A 20,796-nucleotide genomic window follows, 5' to 3' on the forward strand; every position below is an offset into this window, starting at 1 on the left:
TGTTCTTGTCGCCAATTAACATCACTATTTTAAGACTAGTGGATTCAAACCCGGTATAGTTGCAGGTTCCAAGGTCGCATGAAAAAGGAACTTGTTGATCAAGACACCCTTCAAAATCATGGCCGTCAACGCATAACATTTTTGTTGAATAGGAAAAATAATCCTCCCAAAACCTCGACTAGGCCCATCAAAGAGTCCGTTTTAGTATTACCCAATCTTACCATATAGCCGATGGCGGCTTAACGCAATGTGCTATTTATTGTCCATGGGAACAAAATGAAAAAATTTTATTGACCCCAAAGACCAAGATGAATAGGCTAATAAGTATCCGTAAAACCATAAAGACTTTTACCTACATAACACATTGGTTTGGTGGTTGCTACCTTAACATAAAAAATAGGCTTCTTAGGTCAATTGGAATTATATTAATTTCAGTTCTTATAGAGATATTTCTTATTCCACACTCAATCGAACACCCTCGCTATGGCTACTGAATTCTGGGGCATACATGCTTTGGATCGTAGTAATGCCATTGCTGAAATCCCCAGCATTATTTACGCGAAGGTCATATTCAAATACAAACACACCTTTAGGCAAATAATCGAAAAAGAAATTGGTACTGGCATCCTTGGTACTCTCATAATAGCCCAAACCATCTTGCCATTTGTACTGCGATAGTACATTTATAGGTTCAAGACCAGCGGCCCGCATATCTTTCATATGCACAAACTCCATGGCGCGATCTGCCTTGAGCTCAATACGGACACGGACCAAATCACCCACCTTTACTTGGGTGGTATCGGAAATGACCGTGATTTCCTCCCCCGTTGGGGTATACCGTCTCAAGAATAACTTTTTCTTTAGTTGCAGTGGGGTTTCCGCGGAGGTGATTTTATCCAAATCCTCAAAATACTGCCAATACATAGAACCCCAAGAAATACCATCCCCCTTCTTGGTAAGTTTTACTTCGGCCATTTTGGGAACGATTTCCTTTGGGTTCCAAGATGTTTTGTAGTAGCCGGTACCTGCTTCCACCTTCACATTGTCCATTTTAGAGGACGCAATATTTTCACCACCTACCATAACGTCCACGGCTTCTGTGACTGAAAGCCAATCGCCACCTTGTAACAATAATGCATATACCGCCTCGGTAGTGGATTTGGTGGTTTTCCACTGATTGGTCTGTTTGTTTTTTAACAACCAAATCTTCATATTGTCAATGGCCTTAAGGTCATTCCCGATTTCAGAGAAGGCTTCTATCAATAAGGCCTGGGTTTCAATAGGCGCTTGGTGCCAATGCCAAGAAGGGGTATTCTCTTTCCAATACATGCCCAATTCCTCGGAATTGATGCTGTTTTCCTTCAGGGAACGCAAAACTTTATTAGCGCTTACAGCGTCATCCATTCGATATAAAACCAGGGCTAACAGTCCTTTGGCGTACAGACTTCTTTTTGTCCAATATTTTTTGGCCTGCCCCTGGTAATACTCCCTAATTTTATCGACCTCCTTCGTGGTTTTGATGTCATCAAAGAAACTACGCATATACAAATAGTGCAACTGCGTATAGCTTAGATGGTCATCATTGATGTTGGCCGCATACTTTTTCATTTGCTCATACTCCTTCACAAATTCACGGTCTAAATAATGAACAGCCTTTGTAATCATATCGCTAGACTTATCGTCTATGTTCGGGGTAACAGAAAGTTTCTTCAAATGCCCAAGTCCGATAATGATATGTTGGGTAATGAACCGGTTTTCCCTACCTCCCTTAAACCAGGCCCAAGCCCCGGTTGACATTTGGTTTTGTTCGAGTTTGTGCAGCGCATTGGCCTGTTCATTCCTCATTTTATTAAGGTCGAACAATAGGGCGATCCGTTTTTTCTGTGCGGATTCGGATTGCGCGTCACGAAGCCATGGGGTTTCTTGGATCAAAAGCGATTTCAATTCCTGGTTCTTTTCCAAATTGCTCAATAAAGCATCTGAATTCGCCCATTGGTCAAATACTTCCCGGATTTTAGGCGTGCTATTGGCAATATAACTTGCTAAGGAGTTGGCATAATACCTTGAAAATAGTTGCTCATTACAATCATAGGGATATTCCATGAGATAGGGTAAGGCTTGTACAGCATACCATGCCGGATTCGAAGTAATCTCCAAAGAAAGCTTATGATGCTTTAGAGTCCCGGAGGTATTATCCTTCAGCTTGTCTAAAACAAAGGTCTTGGTTTCATTGCCAAGAACCCACATAGGTAAGGTTTCGGTGACCAACATACGATTGGTCAAGACGGGCAATACATTTTGTTCCCCATCGCTATGGTCCCCTGCCTTGGCTATAATTTTATATTGGAGGGCTTGCACCTCGGAAGGGATTTTCAACCGCCAAGTGACTTGGGTATTGCCAAGGGAGTCAACTTTGAAAGCTTGTTGAATAGATGTTGTTTTGCGATCTTGTTGTTCTTTCTTATCATGGACTATTAAATAATCGGTCATCGATTTTCCGGTAAATACTTCGGTCAATTCTATTTGTGCAATTCCTGAAAGCGCCGCATCGGTAAGATTGGCGATTTTGGTGCTTATCATAATTTCGTCTCCTTCACGCAAAAATCTTGGTACATTGGGAATGACCATCAATTCTTTTTGGGTCACTGTCTCCATGGTGCTTATGGCATATTGTAAGGTTTTGGTATGCGCCAAGAGTTGCAATTTCCACTGGGTCAGGGCTTCCGGGGTTGTAAAACTAAAGGAGACATTCCCCTCTTTATCCGTTTGTAATTGTGGGAAGAAAAAAGCGGTTTCCTGAAGGTTTTTGCGAATTTGGACATCACCCAGATCCTCTTCCTTATTTTCTTGTTTGGATTCATCCGCTATTTCAATACCCGAGGCATTTCCGACCACATCATATTCTGCTTCGACTGCTCCATCCATACTGGCACTGTCCTCCATAATTGCCATGACGGGCATAGAAGCTGCAGTTTTCATCATTCTTCTTTCCCGGTAAAGACCGTAGCCATATCCAAAATGCAAGCCGAACCAATTGAAGCTATCATAGTACTGGGGCTTATAATGGTTCTGATACGTATTTTCATTGTATACCATGAAGGTGGTATTCCCAAAACTTTGATGGGCATTACTCTGGTAGCTGGAATAATAGGTTGGATTATAAATGGGGTGAAAGTTCCAATAATGTCCTCTAAAAGCATCCAAGGATGCATCGTACATACTGGCCAATATTTCAGCAGTTACTTTTTCACCTTTTGGCCCTTTGATTTTAAAGCTCCAAGTTTCATCGGTACCGGGTTTCAGTTTGTCCCGAAAGGTCAAGGTTTCAATATCCAAATCCGTTTTCGGATAAGGGACCACGATGGGTAACGCATTTGAAACAAAGGAATTATAGGCCGCAAAACTGTAGTTGATTGAAAATCCACCAAGGTCATCCGTGGTAATAGGGACCGTTATGGTTTTGGAATCCTTGTTCAAGTGAATCAATTGTGCATCCAAGATTTTCCGATCTTTTTCAATAGTGATGGTCACACCCAGATTTTTGGCATTTGAAAACAGTGTGATTTCCGCTGTATCACCAATAGAATAATGCTCCTTGTCGGTTTTGACGCTGAATAGCTGGTTATCGGCAAGGGTTTTGTCATTTTCACTGTAAAACGTGGTAAAGGCCACATCTGAAACAACTTGCCCAAATTTGTCCTTGGATTCCAGCTCTACACGATAGGTTCCCGAAGCCCATTTTTGACTATTGCCTAGCGTTATTTTCGTAGAGGTACCCGTATCAAAAGGCTTTTCTAAAACCAATGTTCCGTTTTTCCATTGTCTACGGTCATGTTCATTGCTAAACGCATCATGTGGAAACAGTTTTTGGAATTCTTCTTTCGTAAATCCGGAATAGTCTGGGGCTTCCCAAGGGCGACTTCTTAAAACATTGACGGGGGCGATTAATTTATAAATTTTCAACGTTCCCAAGGCAGGTACAAATTGCCCATTTAGGTTTTGGGTATTGATGGTAATGCTATTTTCTTTCTTGTCTTTATCCAGGGTTTCATTGACCACAATATTGGCCGTCATGGCATGGTAACCAACGCGCACCATCGTACTTGTGCTGTGGGTTTCCCCATTGATGTCTGTAACATCGGCGGTTACCTCATAATTGAAAATAGGTAACCCCTCCCTGTCAGCAGTTTTATCGGGAATGGCCTTAAAATAGATTTTATAGGCGCCCGAAGCATCTGTAATTGTCTCACCATGGATTATTTCTTGTGGAGTTGAATTAAAAATGGGACGGTACCAATAATACCATATTGGGTAATTCACTATTCGTTGTACACGGTAGGTAACTTTGGCATCGCTGATCGTGCTTCCGGCATAGGCCGTGGCCTTTCCATAAACTGTTATTCTATCATTGACTTGATAGGTCTCCGTTATAGGGTCAAACGAGGTTTTAAATTTAGGGCGCTTGTATTCCTCTACCGAGAAATCGGCATTTCCATTGATCTGTATTTCACTTGAACTTACCTGTAAGGCATAATTTCCGGTAAGGCCATTATTGGGTATAATAAATTCCCCGGTAAAGGAACCAAATTCATTCGTTAGAAAATCCTGTTGGGTCACTTCCTGATAATTGGCATCACGAAGGGTGACGGTAATTTTGGTATTTGCTTGTACACTTGAAATGCCATTTTGCCGGCCAATGGCGATACCCTTGAAATACAGGGGTTGTCCAGGTCGGTATATGCTACGGTCCGTGAATAAGAATGCATTGTAATTAACTTCGTGTAGTATTCTTGAATTCGCTTTTTGGTTGATATAGTAATCACCGAAATAGGCTGTATCATCACCGGCCGTAACTGTAGTCTTGACACTCGTCCATCGTTTGCTGGGTAATGGGATTTTAACTTGGCCCAAATCATCCGTAGTAAACATCTTTGTCAAGAAAGCACGGTCATAATTTTCCTGGTACGATAATACCAGTTTTGCCCCTTTCTTGGGCTGCCCATTATTTCTGTCGATAACCTGAAAAACATGCTCCGATGACGAACGGGTTTCTACAAGGGCTAAATTGGTGACTTGTATATCGGTATAGGCGAATGAACTGCTTTTCTCTTTCGGAGTGGCCAAAACGAGATACAAGCCGTTATCCAATTCAGGCAATAGGATTTCAGTACTGTGACTTTGGTAATCACCTTCATTCTTTAAGGTAGCCTCCCAAGATTTGGATACACTCAAATTCTTGATGTAAGCGAGCTTCTTAGGTTCTGGATAAAGTTTGTTCAATTTTTCTAAATCCTGGTGGGTAATATTATATGCTGAGAGCAGCAGATCGTTGTGGTTTTTATAATTTACCAGGAGACGTGACAGTCGATTAATGGGAATGAACCGTTCTGCCGTGAGTTGAAGGTCTTTTGCCAAAATGGTAGCTTTAAGATCCCTACTTTTATCAGCGGCCTTGCTTTTGGGGTATTCTTGGACTATCGAATCGCAAAGTGCGACGGCTTCTTTATGTTTCCATTGGTGTTCTGTGTTGGTTTTAGGGTTAAATCCGTTACCCCATTGGTGGAATAACGAAGCGATTTCATAGCGGTATAGAGCCGACGTTTCGTGTGGCGCCGTGCTTGCTACTGAATTTTGTAACACTTCTAAATAAAGTTGACCCTTGTTGGGAAAAATGGCATTTTCATATATAAATCCCAGTCTTTCCATATCAACAGCTACCATGGCCTCGGGATTGTCGTTGCTAGTGTGTAAACGTAATAATTCCTGGTATACCAGTAAGGCTTTGGATTGTAATGAGGTTTTGTCCGTGGTGTCTACCTTTTGTTTTATGAAACCATGGGATTCGCACAATAATTCGGGATTATCGATTTCAAATTTTTCGGCTGGCCGTGTTATGTTCGTTTCTTGGGTTTTATAAAAATCCAATGCCGAATGCGCCAAAATATCGAATAGGGTGGGACGGTACTTTTCAGAACCTTTTTGGTCAACCAGAATTTCCTTGAACGTATCGACCTTAATTTGTTGTAACGCTTTCGGATTTGCCAACGAATTTTCAAAGTGTACGTTGATTTCCTCAAAGAGTGTGGTCAAGTCCCAAGTACGAAAGTCTACCGAATCGATTTTCGTCTCCGTTTTGGTCCTATTGTAAAATTGATACCGGTTTTGCTGGAAATATTGCCAATATAGATTCGCCAAATAACCCTCCAATACATTTTTTGTTGGTGATTTAGCCTTCCCTATCTCTTCTTTGAATTCATTGATAATCTGCAATTGGGCATCCTCTTCCAAAGTCATGGCATACTTTGAAATATAAAGGAGCGACTTTACAATTTGACCGGAATTGTTTTCCTTTTTCGCTTGTTTGGATATTTTTTCTACCACAGCCATCGCAGATTTCGTGAGGGCTTCTTTTTCAAATTGCTGCACACTTTTCCATAACACTTCATACGATTCATCATTTTTTTGGGAATGTGCCATTTGGGAAAATAGGATTACGGTTATCAGGAGAAAGAGATTCTTCATATACATAAAATTAATAAACAAAAGTGTGCAAATCCTATACCAATGGCAATAATAAATGAGGGAATGGGCTGGTTGAATGAGTTATCCCTGGGGTTCTGTATTTATCCGTACGACTGTACGTATTGAACGTAAGTTTTAATTATCGGATTAACCCATTATTTCAAGGGAATAATAACATACTATAACGACTTCAACAATCCGCCATCAATAGGAATTTGGGTTCCTGTGATGTAGGAAGCTTGTTCCGAAGCCAAGAAGGTGGCCAAAAAAGCATATTCCTTGGGGTTGCCAATTCTATTCATGGGTACCTGTTGCTCCATATTGCTTCTGACCTCCTCAATGGGGATACCCAATTGTTGGGCTTTTGTGGCATTGAGGTCTTTGATGCGTTCCGTGTCAAAATATCCTGTTAGTATGCTATTCACGGTTATATGATCTGATGCAACATCCGTGGCCAAAGTTTTGGCCCAAGTGACCAAAGCCGCACGGATTGAATTGGAAAGGGCCAAATAGGATAGCGGTTCCTTTACCGAAATGGAGGCGACATTAATGATTCTGCCCCATTGATTTTTCACCATATATTCCAATGCCAATTGTGTGGTGAGTACCACACTTTTAAAAAGAACATCGAAGGCCTCCTGATAATCTGAAATCCTCATGTCCATAGCCCCACCGGCCTTGGGGCCTTGCGTATTGTTCACCAAAATATCGATATGCTGGTTCTTGAAAAATGCCGTAATCGTGTTGGTATAGACTTCAAAATCATTGAAATCGACCAAAAGATAACGGTGTTTTTGCCCATCTTGAGCTGGCATCTGCTGTAAGATGGACTTGAGTTTGGCTTCGTTCCGCGCCATGAGGGTCACATTGGCCCCACTTTCGGCCATTTGTTGGGCTATGGCCCTTCCGATGCCACGGCTACTACCTCCTATAAGGACATTCTTTCCTTTGAGTGAAATGTTCATTTTTATTTGTATTCTTTCCTAGCCGGACTAAAAACATCCATTAATTTACAAGGCGTTATTGCCTTACCGCTATGCTTTTTATGGGGCCCAATTACTACAAGATCTCCAGGTTGGTATATTTTCGTTTTACCTTCCAGGGTAAACTCAAACCGTCCTTCCAACACCTGCATAATCTGTTCGTTTTTATGGGAATGTTCAGGAACTGCGGCCCCTTTTTCAACTTCCCAAAAAGCGATAGACATATTTTCTGAATGCACCAACTTTCCATGGTAGCCTGGCATGATCTCTTTTGGCGGAATGGTGGAGAGTTTAAAATCCATACGTATGTTTATTAAGCTAAGATAAAAATAAAGTATGGGTTTTTGGAATAGTTTGTAGAGCACTTTCCTATCCTTATCTTTGCCCTATAATTCAATCTTCATGCGCATACATTTTATCGCTATTGGGGGCAGTGCCATGCACAATCTTGCCCTAGCGCTTCATCACAAAGGATATCACATCACAGGTAGTGACGATATTATCTTTGAACCTTCAAAAGGCCGGTTGGCCGCAAAAGGACTTCTGCCAGAGACTTTTGGTTGGGATCCCGAGAAAATAAATACAGGTTTGGATGCCGTCATCCTTGGGATGCATGCGAAGCCGGATAATCCCGAACTTTTAAAAGCACAAGAGCTGGGCGTTACCATATATTCCTATCCAGAGTTCTTATACGAACAATCCAAGAACAAAACACGTGTGGTTATCGGTGGCAGTCACGGCAAAACCACGATAACCTCGATGATCCTTCATATTCTCAAGTATCATAATAAATCCGTCGATTTTATGGTTGGGGCCCAATTGGAAGGATTTGAGCGAATGGTTCATTTGACCGAGGAGAATGATTTTATCGTACTTGAGGGGGATGAGTATCTTTCCTCACCTATAGATCGTAGACCGAAATTCCATTTGTATAAACCTAATATCGCATTGTTGAGTGGCATTGCGTGGGACCATATCAATGTCTTTCCAACGTATGACAACTATGTTGAACAATTCCGCATTTTTGTGGATAGTATCGTCAAAGGTGGAAGCATTACCTATAATATTGAGGATGATGAAGTCAAGAAGGTGGTTGAAGCCTCTCAAAATACCATTCGTAAATTTCCATATACCACCCCGGAATATAAAGTAGTAGATGGGCAAACGCTTTTGGAAACCCCTGAAGGGCCTATGCCCATTTCCATTTTCGGACAGCATAATCTAAGTAATTTGGCGGGCGCCAAATGGATATGCCAGAATATGGGTGTTGACGAAGATGATTTTTATGAGGCTATTGCTACCTTTTCCGGTGCCTCAAAACGTTTAGAGAAAATTGCGGAGACCAAGTCGGCCGTTGTATATAAGGATTTTGCGCATTCGCCCAGTAAGGTGTCGGCTACGACCAATGCTGTAAAAGAGCAATATCCGGATAGAAAGGTACTCGCCTGTTTGGAATTGCATACCTATAGCAGTTTCAATGCGGATTTTTTAAAAGGATACAAGGGGGCATTGGATGCAGCCGATGAGGCCGTTGTATTCTATTTGCCTGAATCTGTTAAGATTAAAAAACTAAAAGAGGTAAGCCCTGAGCAGATTATGGAGGCTTTTGAACGCACAGATCTAAAGGTATTTACCAAAGCTAGTGAATTCAAGGATTTTGTTTTCGACCAGGATTATGGTAATTCAGTGTTGCTACTTATGAGCTCTGGAAATTACGGCGGGCTTGATCTACAGGCGGTAAAAGGTTTGATCGAGGCAAAATAGGGCAGGCATTTAGTATACTGGTGCTGTCATTCATGTAATCTGACCGATATCCTTTGAAATTCTTATCATAAGAAGATTGCCTTTGATCATAAAAATGATTTGTTCTTTACAATAAAAATAATTGTTGATTATCTTTATTGCATGCAAGAAAAAACACCCTCATTTTCCATAAAACATTGGTCAGATGATGACAAGCCGAGGGAAAAAATGGTCCGCAAGGGTAAATCGATATTATCGGATGCCGAGTTGATCGCCATTTTAATTGGTTCTGGAAGCAGAAATGAAAGTGCGGTTGAACTATCAAAGCGAATTTTGGCATCAGTGAACAATAATCTGAATGAACTAGGTAAGCTCTCTATAAAACAATTGATGCAGTTTAAAGGTATTGGTGAGGCCAAGGCGGTAACCATTGCCGCAGCCCTGGAAATAGGTCGGAGAAGGAGGGGTGAAGAGGCACAAAAAATAACCAAGATAGGAAGTAGCAAGGATGCTTTTGAGTTATTACAGCCCAAAATGGGCGAATTGCCCCATGAGGAATTTTGGATTGTATATTTGAACAATTCGAACAACGTTATGCATACTTCCCAGTTAAGCAAAGGGGGTATTACCGGTACCTTGGTCGATGTTCGTTTGGTCATGAAACAAGCCCTGGAGTTGGGGGCCGTTGCCCTCATATTGGCGCACAACCATCCTTCTGGGGGGTTAAAACCCAGCAGTGCCGATAAACAGCTTACCCAAAAACTTCAGAAGGCTGGTATTGCTTTGGATATAAAAATATTGGATCATTTGATCATTACCCAAAAGGATTACTTTAGTTTTGCTGATCGATCTATTTTATAAACCCACTTTTCAACGCAAAGATGTTACTGATATACACGCATAAAATAACACCACGGTTTAGTTACATTATGCGACAAGTATTTACCAGGATCTTAGGAATAGAAGTGTCATTCACCACCAAAGTCGAGGACTTTATTAAACACTCGGGCGCGAAGATAACCTATACGAAACAACCCTTGCAAAATGAGTTTTTCGTGCGAAGCAATGATCTGCTTTTTGAGTCTGGTATAAATGATATTCAAATCAATATAATGGATTGGGAGGGGGTACCCTGTTTTTTTACGACGAGCGAGAATAGTGCCTTACCTTACGATATTTTCTCAGCCAGTTTTTATTTGCTTTCAAGATATGAGGAATATCTTCCGCATGTAAAGGACATACACGGTAGGTTTTCCCCAAAGGACAGTATTGCCTACCAGAATAATTTCCTGGCACTGCCTGTGGTCGATATTTGGGCCAACAAATTATTGGATAGGCTACTGGAACGTTTCCCGGATATGAAAGTAAAAAAACCGGTCTACAGTTACATTTCAATAATAGATGTGACCTCATCGCATTGTTATGCACATCGAGGGTTTACACGTAGTTTAGCCGGTTTTCTGCTAGATTTGGTCAAGTTTAGGATAAAACGATTGTTCGAACGGGTTGTGGTATGGTTCAATCCCAGTAAGGACCCCTATGACAATTTCGAATTTTTAATTCAAAAAAGGAAGGAATATAATTTAAACTGCATATTCTTTTTTCAGTTAGCCTCTTATTCCACCTATGATAAAAATTTATCCCCAAACAATAACAATTTCCGTTTTTTGATAAAAACGATTGCGGATTACTGCAAAGTCTCCTTGGCAGCGTCTTATAGTTCGTTCAATGATGTTGAATTATTGAGAAAAGAGAAAAAGAATTTGGCGGATGTGATCAATAGGCAAGTGGAATACTCTAGAATGCGATACAATAGGGTCGATGTTCCCCAAACCTATCGAAATTTGGTCGATGCGGAGTTTACCGATGATTTTACCATGGGCTATACCCATGAAATAGGATTTAGGGCAGGCACGTCATTTCCATTTTATTTGTACGATATCAATATGGAACTGCAACAGCCCATACGGGTCCATTCTTTTGCCTTTCACGACTATGCGTTGCATGAAGAAACCTCCTTGGATGCTATTTTAGGGAAAGTAAGATCATTATACCAAGAGGTGAAAAAAGTAAATGGGGAGTTTATATCCGTTTTTTCGAACGAACTTTTGGGTACCGACCATCCTTTGGATTGGAAAGAAACTTATGAAGCAATCATAAAGAATTACCATGTATAGCGAGAGGATTTCAGACGTTTTCTTTGATTTGGACCATACTCTATGGGATTTTGAAAAGAACTCCGCGCTTACTTTTGAAAGAATATTGAAAGTGCATCGGATTGAAGTGGATCTAGATGACTTTCTTGAAATCTATATTCCCATTAATCTGGCTTTCTGGAAAATGTATCGCGAAGACAAAATCACCAAAACAGAATTGCGATACCAGCGTTTGAGAATCGTCTTCGATGAATTGAAATATCGAGTTTCCGACGAGATGATCAATCAACTCTCTATCGATTACATCAAGTACCTATCCTCGTATAACCATCTATTTCCGAATGCCGTAGAGGTATTGGATTACCTAAAACCAAAATATAAACTACATATCATCACCAATGGTTTTCAGGAAGTACAGGAAAAGAAACTGTTGAACGCCAATATTCGTTATTATTTTGATCATATCGTCAATTCTGAAATGGCCGGGGTCAAAAAACCGAACCCTCTTATTTTCGAATTGGCCCTGCATAGGGCGAATATCACTTCGGATAGAGCAATTATGATCGGTGATAGTTTAGAAGCCGATATTCTTGGGGCCAAGGCTGTGGGCTTCCAGACCCTGCACTTTAATGTTCATAACGATCCCGACCACGAATTTTGTCATATGATTCACGATTTAAGTGAAATAAAAAGCTTTTTGTAGAGTTATACATAGTATAACATGAGATCCTTTTGTCGATTATAAGGTTATATGCAATGAAAAAGTTAGGCCTATATCTGTTGACTTCAATTACGTCCCTATTCCTTTTTTCCTGTATTGAGGAACAAGATTTCAATCAATACGATGATCTTAGCGTAACCCCAATCTATGAGGCAAGCGTTTTGTATGTAGAGGTTCCTGAATATACGATCAATGAAATAACGGGACCGAACACCTATTCCCAAAATTTTAATTTTGATGCATTTAGCGAGGACGTTTTTGCCGATAGGGTGTTAGAAGGCGTCCTGAAGTATGAGGTTGAAAACACAACAAGCAAACCGCTTGATATCGAAATTCAATTTTTAGATGAAGGGGGAACGGTTTTAGATACCGAGCAGTTTCAACTTGATCCTGAACCTACGGGCATTATAGTTAGGGAAATCGCCTATGGCCCTGCTGGCCGCAATATAAATATCATCAAAAATACCTCAAGTATTTCAGTGACTGCTACAAATAACGGGGATAATACCAGTACTTCATCCCAATCCGATCCCATGGTCACCCTAAAGAGTAGTGGTAAATTCATGGTCCGCATAAAATGATAGCAAGAAAGATTATAGTTGCAACCATTTTATGGGCTGGCCTATCTATGCATGCCCAGAACAAACAGCTATTATACGATTTCAGTGAGATACCCCAGGCTTTAATGGTCAATCCCGGTATGGAGACCGATTTTAGTTGGTATGCAGGGATTCCGGCACTATCAGGGATATCGTTCCAAGCTGGGTCTAGCGGTATTTCGGTCAATGATATTTTCGCAAATGATGGACTTGATATTAATGACAAGGTTCGTGATAGGTCCATTAATGGGATGACTATAAGGGATGAATTAAGTGGAACCTACCAAGTGGAATTGATCAATGGGGGTTTTAGAGGTAAGGACCCAAGCATTTTCTATTCTTTTGGATTATATAATGAAGGTGATGCTATTGGCTATTGGTTCCGGGATTACGCAATTTTGGCCTATGAAGGGAATGCAGACAGACTTAATGAGCGTTTTGATTTGAGTCATTTGAAGACCCGGGGCGAAATGCTCAATGTTTTCCATTTCGGGATAAACAAGAAAATGAACAGCGATTTGATCCTTGGGGCAAGGGGTAAGATATATTCCAGCATATTCGATTTCAATTCGACCCAAAACAAGGGCTTTTTTGTCACTACTGAAGGTCAAAACAACCTTCTTGCCAGTACCCTTGATGCGGATTTACTAGTGAGGACCTCTGGTGGAAATGCTATTGAAAAAGCCATCGATGATGAAACCATTCCCGGAACACTGATCAAGCGGGGTCTTTTTGGTGGTAATTTGGGGCTGGGTGTTGATTTGGGCTTCACGTATTATCTAAATTCCCAGACGGTTTTGACCGGTAGTTTATTGGATTTAGGTTTCATATATCATGCAAACGACATCGAAAACTTTGCGTTACAAGGCAATGCCACGATAGAGGGTATGGAAATTATCTTACCGGATGCCTTATCGGATCCTAACCAGGATTTTTGGCAAAACCTGGTTGATGACATAGAGTCATTTATCCCATTTGAAGAAACTACAAAGAGCTATATCACCTTTAGGCCAACAAAATTATACGGATCTTTGCGTTATAATTTTGGGGAACCCCATCAGGGACCCGCCCTATGTGACTGCGATTATAGTAATGCGGGTACGAGTCATAGTGTGGTCAAATATCGAAATAGTGTTGGGGGTCAGCTTTATGTAATCAATAGGCCAAGAGGTCCGCAAAGTGCAATTACGGCATTTTATCAGAGAAGGTTCGGGAATTTCATGGCTATAAAGGCCACTTATACCGCCGATAAATTTACGCTGACCAATATTGGACTGGGGGCAAGTTTTCAAGCTGGGCCCGTTAATTTCTATCTAATGGCCGATAATCTACTCGGTTATAGCAACCTGGCAGCCAGTAAGTATGCGTCTTTTCAATTTGGATTAAATATCATATCTTGGGGAAAGAATTGATATATCGTGATAATAAAAAAACTTTTAGTATTTCTGCTTCTGTTTAGTTTGGTCAAAGGGTATTCACAACAAAACCTCAATGCATATAAGTATGTAATCGTACCAAAGAAATTCGATGCCTTTAAAAAAGAGAATCAATATAAGACCAGTACCTTGGTTAAATTTTTGTTCACCAAGAACGGGTTTAATGCGGTGTATGATGATGCCTTACCCGAGGATTTGGAGAATAACCGATGCTTGGGGGTTTTGGTTTCAGTGATAGACGAGTCGTCGATGTTTACGACAAAAACAGCACTCGAATTAAAGGATTGCTTTTCAAAAAAAGTGTTGACCACGATTATGGGAAGCAGTAAGGAAAAAGGGTATGAAAGTGCGTATAGAGAGGCATTGACCGAGGCTTTTACCACAATAAAGGCTTTGGGTTATCAGTATTCCCCACCTGAAAAGGGGCAAGTCGCGATAACAGAAAATATAGCACCCATGGAAGAAAATAAGCATCCCAAGAACAAACCGGATCGGGCCGTGGTGAAACAGGAAGCAACTCCAGAAAAGCAATTGTATAAGAGTGTTGAACCTGTTGCCTCCGAAATTAAAAAATCAGAGCCGGTGGTAAAAGAAACGTCGGCTGGTATACAAAAAGATGGGAACATACTTTACGCCCAAGAAATACCTGATGGATATCAATTGGTGGACAGTACCCCTAGAATTAAACTAAAGCTCTATCGTACTTCAATGCCCGATGTTTTTACGGTTAAATATGAAAAGGATAATGGGGTGGTGTTCAAGAAAGACGGAAAATGGTATTTGGAATATTATTTTGGGGGGCAATTAGTGACGGAAGAATTGAATATTAAATTCTAAAGTTCATATTTACCTTTCCAACGTTTTTTTAAAAACTCGCTAATAGCATTTTCACGCTGGTTTTTACCAGGTTTGTAAAAACTGGTCCCACTGAGTTCTTCCGGTAAAAATTCCTCATCGATGAAGTTGTCTGTATAGTCATGGGCATATTTATAATCCTTGCCATAGCCGAGGTCCTTCATCAACTTGGTAGGTGCATTTCTTAAGGGTAAGGGAACCGATAAATCCCCAGTCTGCCTTACGGCCTGTTGGGCCTTGCCGATAGCCATATAGCTGGCATTGCTTTTTGCTGAAGTGGCAAGATATATAGCACATTGGCTTAGAATAATACGGGCTTCAGGGTACCCTATTGTCGTAACGGCTTGAAACGCATTATTGGCTATGACCAAAGCCGTAGGATTGGCCAATCCAATATCCTCTGAGGCAGAGATCAACATGCGGCGTGCTATGAATTTTAGGTCTTCACCGCCTTCGATCATTCGGGCTAACCAATAGACTGCCCCATTGGGATCACTTCCCCGAATAGATTTTATAAAGGCCGATATGATATCATAATGTTGTTCGCCGGTCTTATCGTATAAAACCGTGTTCTTTTGAACCTTCCCCATAACCAATTCATTGGTAATCGTGATCGTATCGGTTTCCTCTGAATTCACAACCAGTTCAAAGATGTTAAGGAGTTTTCTTCCATCACCGCCCGAAAGCCGCAATAGCGCTTCGCTTTCTTTCAGTTTTATTTTCTTGGTTTTTAGATAGTCGTCTTTGATCATGGCCCTGGCAAGAAGCGCTTCGAGGTCCTCCTTGCCAAAGGGATTCAAAACATATACTTGACAACGTGACAATAATGCGGGAATCACTTCAAAACTGGGATTTTCAGTGGTTGCCCCTATTAGGGTAACCCAACCTTTTTCAACGGCTCCCAGCAATGAATCTTGTTGTGATTTACTGAAGCGATGTATTTCGTCAATAAATAAAATCGGATTTTTCGCAGTGAACAGTCCCCCACTTTGTTTGGCCTTGTCAATAACGTCCCGTATGTCCTTGACGCCACTATTTATGGCGCTCAGAGAGTAAAATGGTCTTTCGCTTTCTTTCGCTATTATATGGGCAAGGGTCGTTTTACCTGTTCCGGGGGGTCCCCAAAATATAAGGGATGGAATAATGCCTTTTTTTATTTGATGGGTCAACGAACCTTGTTCCCCCACCAAATGGTGTTGGCTTATGTAATCTTCCAGCGTTTTGGGGCGTACCCGTTCTGCAAGTGGTTCGTTCATACCGTAAAAATACTATAATTCTGTTGATGACAATTTATCAGGTTTTACATTTATGGCGGAATTATTGATTGGAAAACCATTAATTTTAAGGGATGTCTGAGCACCACTATTTCAAATTTTCCAATGCGGTCGTCATTGCCCCACTTGGGGCGATGCTCTGCATATGGACCGTTTTCTGGATAGAACTTCAGTTTCATGTCAACCTGAATCAATATGGGGTGTTTCCTAGGACATTTTCTGGATTACGGGGTGTGGTTTTTAGTCCGTTCATTCATGGCTCCGTGGAACATTTGTATAACAATACCATTCCCTTGGCCATACTCATGGCCTCTTTATTCTATTTCTATCGAAAGATAGCCCTTAAAGTGCTGTTTTGGGGCGTTCTCCTGTCTGGTTTGCTCACCTGGGGCATAGGAAGACCATCGTACCATATTGGAGCGAGTGGGGTCATCTATGTTCTTGCTAGTTTTGTTTTTTTTAAGGGGATTTTCACCAAATATTATCGGTTGGTCGCACTCTCACTTATCGTGGTGTTCATTTATGGAAGTTTGCTATGGTATATTTTCCCTATAAAAGACGACATATCCTGGGAGGGGCATTTAGGCGGATTTGTTACGGGCCTTTTACTGGCGATTTTAATGGAAGCCAAGATACCTTCGCCTAAAAAATTTGCTTGGGAACATGACGATTACAATGAGGAAGAGGACGAATTCTTAAAACAGTTTGATAAGGATGGGAATTTTATCGAAACAAGACCTGAAGACATTGCGCAGGCAGAAGAACCCACACAGATTATCTATCATTACCGGGCAAGGGATAAAAAGCAACCGGGAGACACGAACAAAGAAACAAAAGATTAGAACCAGTCAAGCTTGAAATAAGGAAAACTTTTACCTCCTTCACTTTTCCCTCTTTACCTCATTTACTTTTTCCCTCTTTCCCTCTTTCCCACTTCAACTTCAGAAACCAGAAACCAGAAACCAGAAACTTTGAACTTTAAAGCTACATCCGTTGCCTAACCACTTCGTATAAAAATACCCCACAGGCCACTGAGACATTCAAAGATCCTATCTCGCCCAACATAGGAAGTTTAGCCGTATGGTCAGCTGCTTTTATGACCGAGGGGGAAACCCCTTTATCTTCAGCACCCATAACTATGGCGCAAGGTTCGTTAAAAGCAAGGTCATAAATGTTAGTGTTCGTCTTTTCGGTAGCAACGGTAACCGAAATGCCCGATGCCTGAAGATAAAACACGGCATCTTTTATATGGTCTACTTTCGCAATCGGTACCTTGAAGGCAGCTCCGGCCGAGGTTTTGATGGTATCGGCAGTTACTGGGGCTGCGCCTTTTTTTTGAATGATGATACCATCGACACCAGTACATTCCGCGGTCCTTATAATGGCCCCAAAATTACGGACATCCGAAAGTTGGTCCAAGAGAAGGAACAATGGATTTTTTTTGTTTTCGATCACTTGTTCCACTAAGGTTTCAAGGGTGTAAAAGCTGATAGGGGAGATGTTGGCAATAACCCCCTGATGGTTGTTTTTGGTTAACCTGTTTAATTTTTCGGGCGGGACATAAGATGCATTGATGCCCTTTTTACGGATCAATCCTTCCAATTCCCTGGATAAATCGCCTTTTAGCCCTTTCTGGATAAATACCTTGTCTATGGCCTCACCCGCATTGATCGCTTCTATGACGGCTCTAAGACCATAAATTTGGGTCGGTTTTTCCATAAGGGAGAATGGGTTTAAGAATGTGTTATAGGGTTTTCGGGCTTAAAATTAATCAATTAATCCCGACGATTAGGCTTACTTCTATTTATAAATGTCCTTAAAATGATTTAAGGGCATTTTTATTTTAGAGTTATACTCGGTAAAAGGAATTAGGAATTCAAGGTTTATATTTTACAGCCATAAGAAGTTTGAAAGATGACCATACAAGATTACTACTATTAATAAAGTAATTATTTGGGAGGCCTGTAAAGAATGCAATATTGGTCTAATTTTATAGAAAGCCATCTTTAAGGGTAATAGCCAAAAATAGGGGTAAGGATAGTTTTTGTCTACAGGAAAGTTGTCGATTTAATTGGTTGTCGATTTAATTGAATGAGGTCATACCATAGAAAAAGGGGCACTAAATTAAATTAATGCCCCTTTGGTCTTTGATTAGATTATGTATTTCAACAATACGGTAAAATTTAATTCATGGTAAAGGTACCTCCTAATGTAGGGGAAGCCAAATATGTTGGGAAATATGTAGCAGCAAGACCTGTGTCATCACCTGGATAGTAAATATCATAGTCTATGATCATGACGGGTTTGCCATCACAATTCTCCCACTTTCCGGTACCTTCGATTTCATAGTCGTAAGGCGCACCTTCGTATGTAGTGGTATATATATACTGTCTTGGGATGGTAATCCCACCATTTCCGGCAATTTCCGCTGAAATGGGGACACTCGTTGTAACAGCTTCGGCCCAGAAATTTTCAATAAAATTCACTCCTAAGCCCGAAATCAGTAGATTCTCGGCATCTAATACTGCGGTAATAGGATCAGGGTAACCGTTAAGGTCAATAGTAGCTGTATATGAGCCGACTAAATCAACCGTACCATTTTCTAAAGGACAAAATTCTATACGTAACAAGCTATAATTTAATTGAAGGCCAGCCGTTGCCGAGTTGGCACCTGCATCTAAATTCAAAATTAAATCCACTACTTCACCTACCGGCATCAATTCTGTATTAGTGGTTAGCGTAACCGACCCACCTGCAGAACCAGCAGGTATAGTAATTGCTGAGGCTGACAAGTTATACATACTTTCATCTATTGTTGATGCGGGATCAAGGGTTAGGTTAACTGTAATATCCTGGGCCTGTGGCAATCCAAGTATATTCACAATGACCGTAGTTTCAATATCTATTAAATCGCCAGATTCTGTAACTCCAGATTCCAGACTTTTAGAAGCATCCTTAAACTGCACATAATAGGTGGCATTAGGATCAGGGCTATTGGATAGCTCAGAAAAAGCGTCGTTATCCCAATCACACGATACAAGGAGAACCCCTGACAGTGCTATATATGTTAAACGTTTGAATATATTTTTCATCATTTTTATAGTTTTAAAAGATTATTGGTCCCACCAAACTTTGGTTAATAAGGTAACAGCAGGTACATTCTGCGTATTATAATCCAACTCGCCTTGTGGGTAAGGAAATCTTCGTGGGATTTCACTAACTACTGCATCTGGCGCTAGCGTAAGGCTAGGAAGACCGGTTCTTCTATAATCGGCATACGGTTGGTTGGTGCCCGCCCCATCGATGTATTTTTGGGTCATTAGTTTCTCCAAGGTTACAGGATCACCATTGATGTTCGCATCTAACCAAGCCGTATTGGCTTCCCCGGTTATCCGTAATACTGAAGCAGCTACTGCCGCTTCATAGGCTTCTTGAGCTCCTGCTTGCCCAAGGCCCAATCTAGCCTCCGCTTCGATGAATTTCAATTCTGAATAGGTCATCAATTTAGCCGAAGCATCAAAAGCTGCAAGGTTTGGTCCAGGAAAGGAGGCATCACTATTTTGAGATCTAAGGGCACTTCCCGAATAATTACCATCGGCATCCTCTTCGGCATAAAAAGGCAATCTGGGATCGTCAGTGGCCAACAACAAGTCGATAAGATTGGCGCCCATTCTGATATCCGTTCGCTGCTCCATAAATTGGAATATAGGATTTTTATTCTGATCTTCAAAAGGAACTAGAAAATCATCGTCATTGGACGTAAACCCATTGGCAACGGCTGCTAAAGCCGCAGAATAAGCCGCATTGCCATTACGTTTAGTTTGCTGAATGGCGTGTCGGGCCTTAATTGAGCTGGCCGCTTTTTTCCATTTGTCCAAATCCCCATCATAAATTACATCCCCAGATACATCAATAACGTTGTTGGTACTGTTTAAATTACCAATCGCCTGATCTAAAAGGGTATTGATCGATCCATAAAGGGATTCCTGTCCGTCATAAACGGGGCTCAAGATATTTTCCCCACCTTTGAATGCTTCTGTAAAGGGCATATCGCCGAATAAATCGGTACCTATACCCAAAGAAGTTGCCAAAAGTACCTGGGCAATACCGGCAAAATGCGGTGATTCCAGGCCTTCATCATCAGCTTTATCAATGATGATGGTACTGTTAATCATCATTTCAGTATACATGTTCGTCCATAAATTGTTTACATCGGAAGAGACCAATTGGTACCTTCCTTCTGTAAAGGATTGACGATCGACACCTTCAAAAATCTGCATCCATATATTATTGGTGCGAACCGAGTTATTACCGACTAGGTTGTATCCCATGGATTGTTGTATCCCAGGAAGTATTAAACCCATGGGCACATTTGCGGGTTTGTCCGGATCGATGTTGATGTCCGAATCGGTCCACTTCTCGCAAGATATGGTGAAAACAAGTACTGACAATATTAGTGCCAGACCTTTATATGTTATATTTCTATTTTTTTTCATGATCTATTTTT

15 protein-coding genes are annotated in these 20,796 nt (G+C 41.0%); 8 read left to right on the forward strand and 7 right to left on the reverse strand.

Annotation, left to right across the window (positions count from 1 at the left end; translation table 11 throughout):
- Positions 1 to 453: 453 nt before the first annotated feature.
- From HPE63_RS08255 to HPE63_RS08265, 3 genes are all read right to left on the reverse strand, one after another.
- Entirely contained in the window at positions 454 to 6,522 is a 6,069-nt protein-coding gene (locus tag HPE63_RS08255) for an alpha-2-macroglobulin family protein (protein ID WP_188313804.1), read from the reverse strand.
- A gap of 179 nt (positions 6,523 to 6,701) precedes the next feature.
- Complete coding sequence (locus tag HPE63_RS08260; protein WP_188313805.1) at positions 6,702 to 7,487, reverse strand: SDR family oxidoreductase; 786 nt, start codon at positions 7,485 to 7,487, stop codon at positions 6,702 to 6,704.
- A 2-nt stretch (positions 7,488 to 7,489) separates the two neighbouring features.
- Positions 7,490 to 7,807: a cupin domain-containing protein gene (locus HPE63_RS08265; RefSeq protein ID WP_188313806.1), complete on the reverse strand. Its 318-nt coding sequence runs from the start codon at positions 7,805 to 7,807 to the stop codon at positions 7,490 to 7,492.
- Between the two features lie 100 nt (positions 7,808 to 7,907).
- On the opposite strand from HPE63_RS08265, the gene HPE63_RS08270 reads away from it, so the two are divergent.
- The 7 genes from HPE63_RS08270 to HPE63_RS08300 all read left to right on the forward strand — a co-directional run bounded on the left by HPE63_RS08270 (position 7,908) and on the right by HPE63_RS08300 (position 14,997).
- A complete protein-coding gene (locus HPE63_RS08270) occupies positions 7,908 to 9,269 on the forward strand; it encodes a UDP-N-acetylmuramate--L-alanine ligase (RefSeq protein WP_188313807.1) in 1,362 nt (453 codons plus the stop codon).
- A 141-nt stretch (positions 9,270 to 9,410) separates the two neighbouring features.
- Positions 9,411 to 10,109 carry a RadC family protein gene (radC, locus tag HPE63_RS08275; RefSeq protein WP_188313808.1) on the forward strand — a complete coding sequence of 233 codons (699 nt, stop codon included), beginning with the start codon at positions 9,411 to 9,413 and terminating at the stop codon, positions 10,107 to 10,109.
- 68 nt (positions 10,110 to 10,177) lie between these two features.
- Positions 10,178 to 11,425, forward strand: a complete 1,248-nt coding sequence (locus tag HPE63_RS08280) for a polysaccharide deacetylase family protein (protein ID WP_223198096.1) — start codon at positions 10,178 to 10,180, stop codon at positions 11,423 to 11,425.
- Entirely contained in the window at positions 11,418 to 12,107 is a 690-nt protein-coding gene (locus HPE63_RS08285; RefSeq protein WP_188313810.1) for a YjjG family noncanonical pyrimidine nucleotidase, read from the forward strand. Before HPE63_RS08280 ends, HPE63_RS08285 begins: the two co-directional genes overlap by 8 nt.
- Before the next feature lie 53 nt (positions 12,108 to 12,160).
- Complete coding sequence (locus HPE63_RS08290; RefSeq protein WP_188313811.1) at positions 12,161 to 12,706, forward strand: hypothetical protein; 546 nt, start codon at positions 12,161 to 12,163, stop codon at positions 12,704 to 12,706.
- The gene (locus HPE63_RS08295; RefSeq protein ID WP_188313812.1) at positions 12,703 to 14,136 is read left to right on the forward strand and encodes a DUF5723 family protein; all 1,434 of its coding nucleotides are present in this window, start codon (positions 12,703 to 12,705) and stop codon (positions 14,134 to 14,136) included. The genes HPE63_RS08290 and HPE63_RS08295 overlap by 4 nt, the downstream gene beginning before the upstream one ends.
- A 6-nt stretch (positions 14,137 to 14,142) precedes the next feature.
- Complete coding sequence (locus tag HPE63_RS08300; RefSeq protein WP_188313813.1) at positions 14,143 to 14,997, forward strand: hypothetical protein; 855 nt, start codon at positions 14,143 to 14,145, stop codon at positions 14,995 to 14,997.
- Here the strand turns inward: HPE63_RS08300 and HPE63_RS08305 are convergent.
- A complete protein-coding gene (locus HPE63_RS08305) occupies positions 14,994 to 16,271 on the reverse strand; it encodes a replication-associated recombination protein A (protein ID WP_188313814.1) in 1,278 nt (425 codons plus the stop codon). The two genes, HPE63_RS08300 and HPE63_RS08305, sit on opposite strands and share 4 nt — an antisense overlap.
- Positions 16,272 to 16,363: 92 nt before the next feature.
- Here HPE63_RS08305 and HPE63_RS08310 point away from each other — a divergent pair, with 92 nt between their 5' ends.
- Positions 16,364 to 17,131 carry a rhomboid family intramembrane serine protease gene (locus tag HPE63_RS08310; protein WP_188313815.1) on the forward strand — a complete coding sequence of 256 codons (768 nt, stop codon included), beginning with the start codon at positions 16,364 to 16,366 and terminating at the stop codon, positions 17,129 to 17,131.
- 142 nt (positions 17,132 to 17,273) lie between these two features.
- On the opposite strand, the gene rlmB is transcribed toward HPE63_RS08310, so the two are convergent.
- From rlmB to HPE63_RS08325, 3 genes are all read right to left on the reverse strand, one after another.
- Entirely contained in the window at positions 17,274 to 18,008 is a 735-nt protein-coding gene (gene rlmB, locus HPE63_RS08315) for a 23S rRNA (guanosine(2251)-2'-O)-methyltransferase RlmB (RefSeq protein WP_188313816.1), read from the reverse strand.
- A 464-nt stretch (positions 18,009 to 18,472) separates the two neighbouring features.
- Positions 18,473 to 19,384, reverse strand: coding sequence for a DUF1735 domain-containing protein (locus HPE63_RS08320; protein WP_188313817.1), 912 nt, complete (start codon positions 19,382 to 19,384; stop codon positions 18,473 to 18,475).
- Between the two features lie 18 nt (positions 19,385 to 19,402).
- Positions 19,403 to 20,785: a SusD/RagB family nutrient-binding outer membrane lipoprotein gene (locus HPE63_RS08325; RefSeq protein WP_188313818.1), complete on the reverse strand. Its 1,383-nt coding sequence runs from the start codon at positions 20,783 to 20,785 to the stop codon at positions 19,403 to 19,405.
- Positions 20,786 to 20,796: the final 11 nt, after the last annotated feature.

It is taken from the genome of Maribacter arenosus (assembly GCF_014610845.1).
Classification (GTDB): Bacteria; Bacteroidota; Bacteroidia; order Flavobacteriales; family Flavobacteriaceae; genus Maribacter_A; species Maribacter_A arenosus.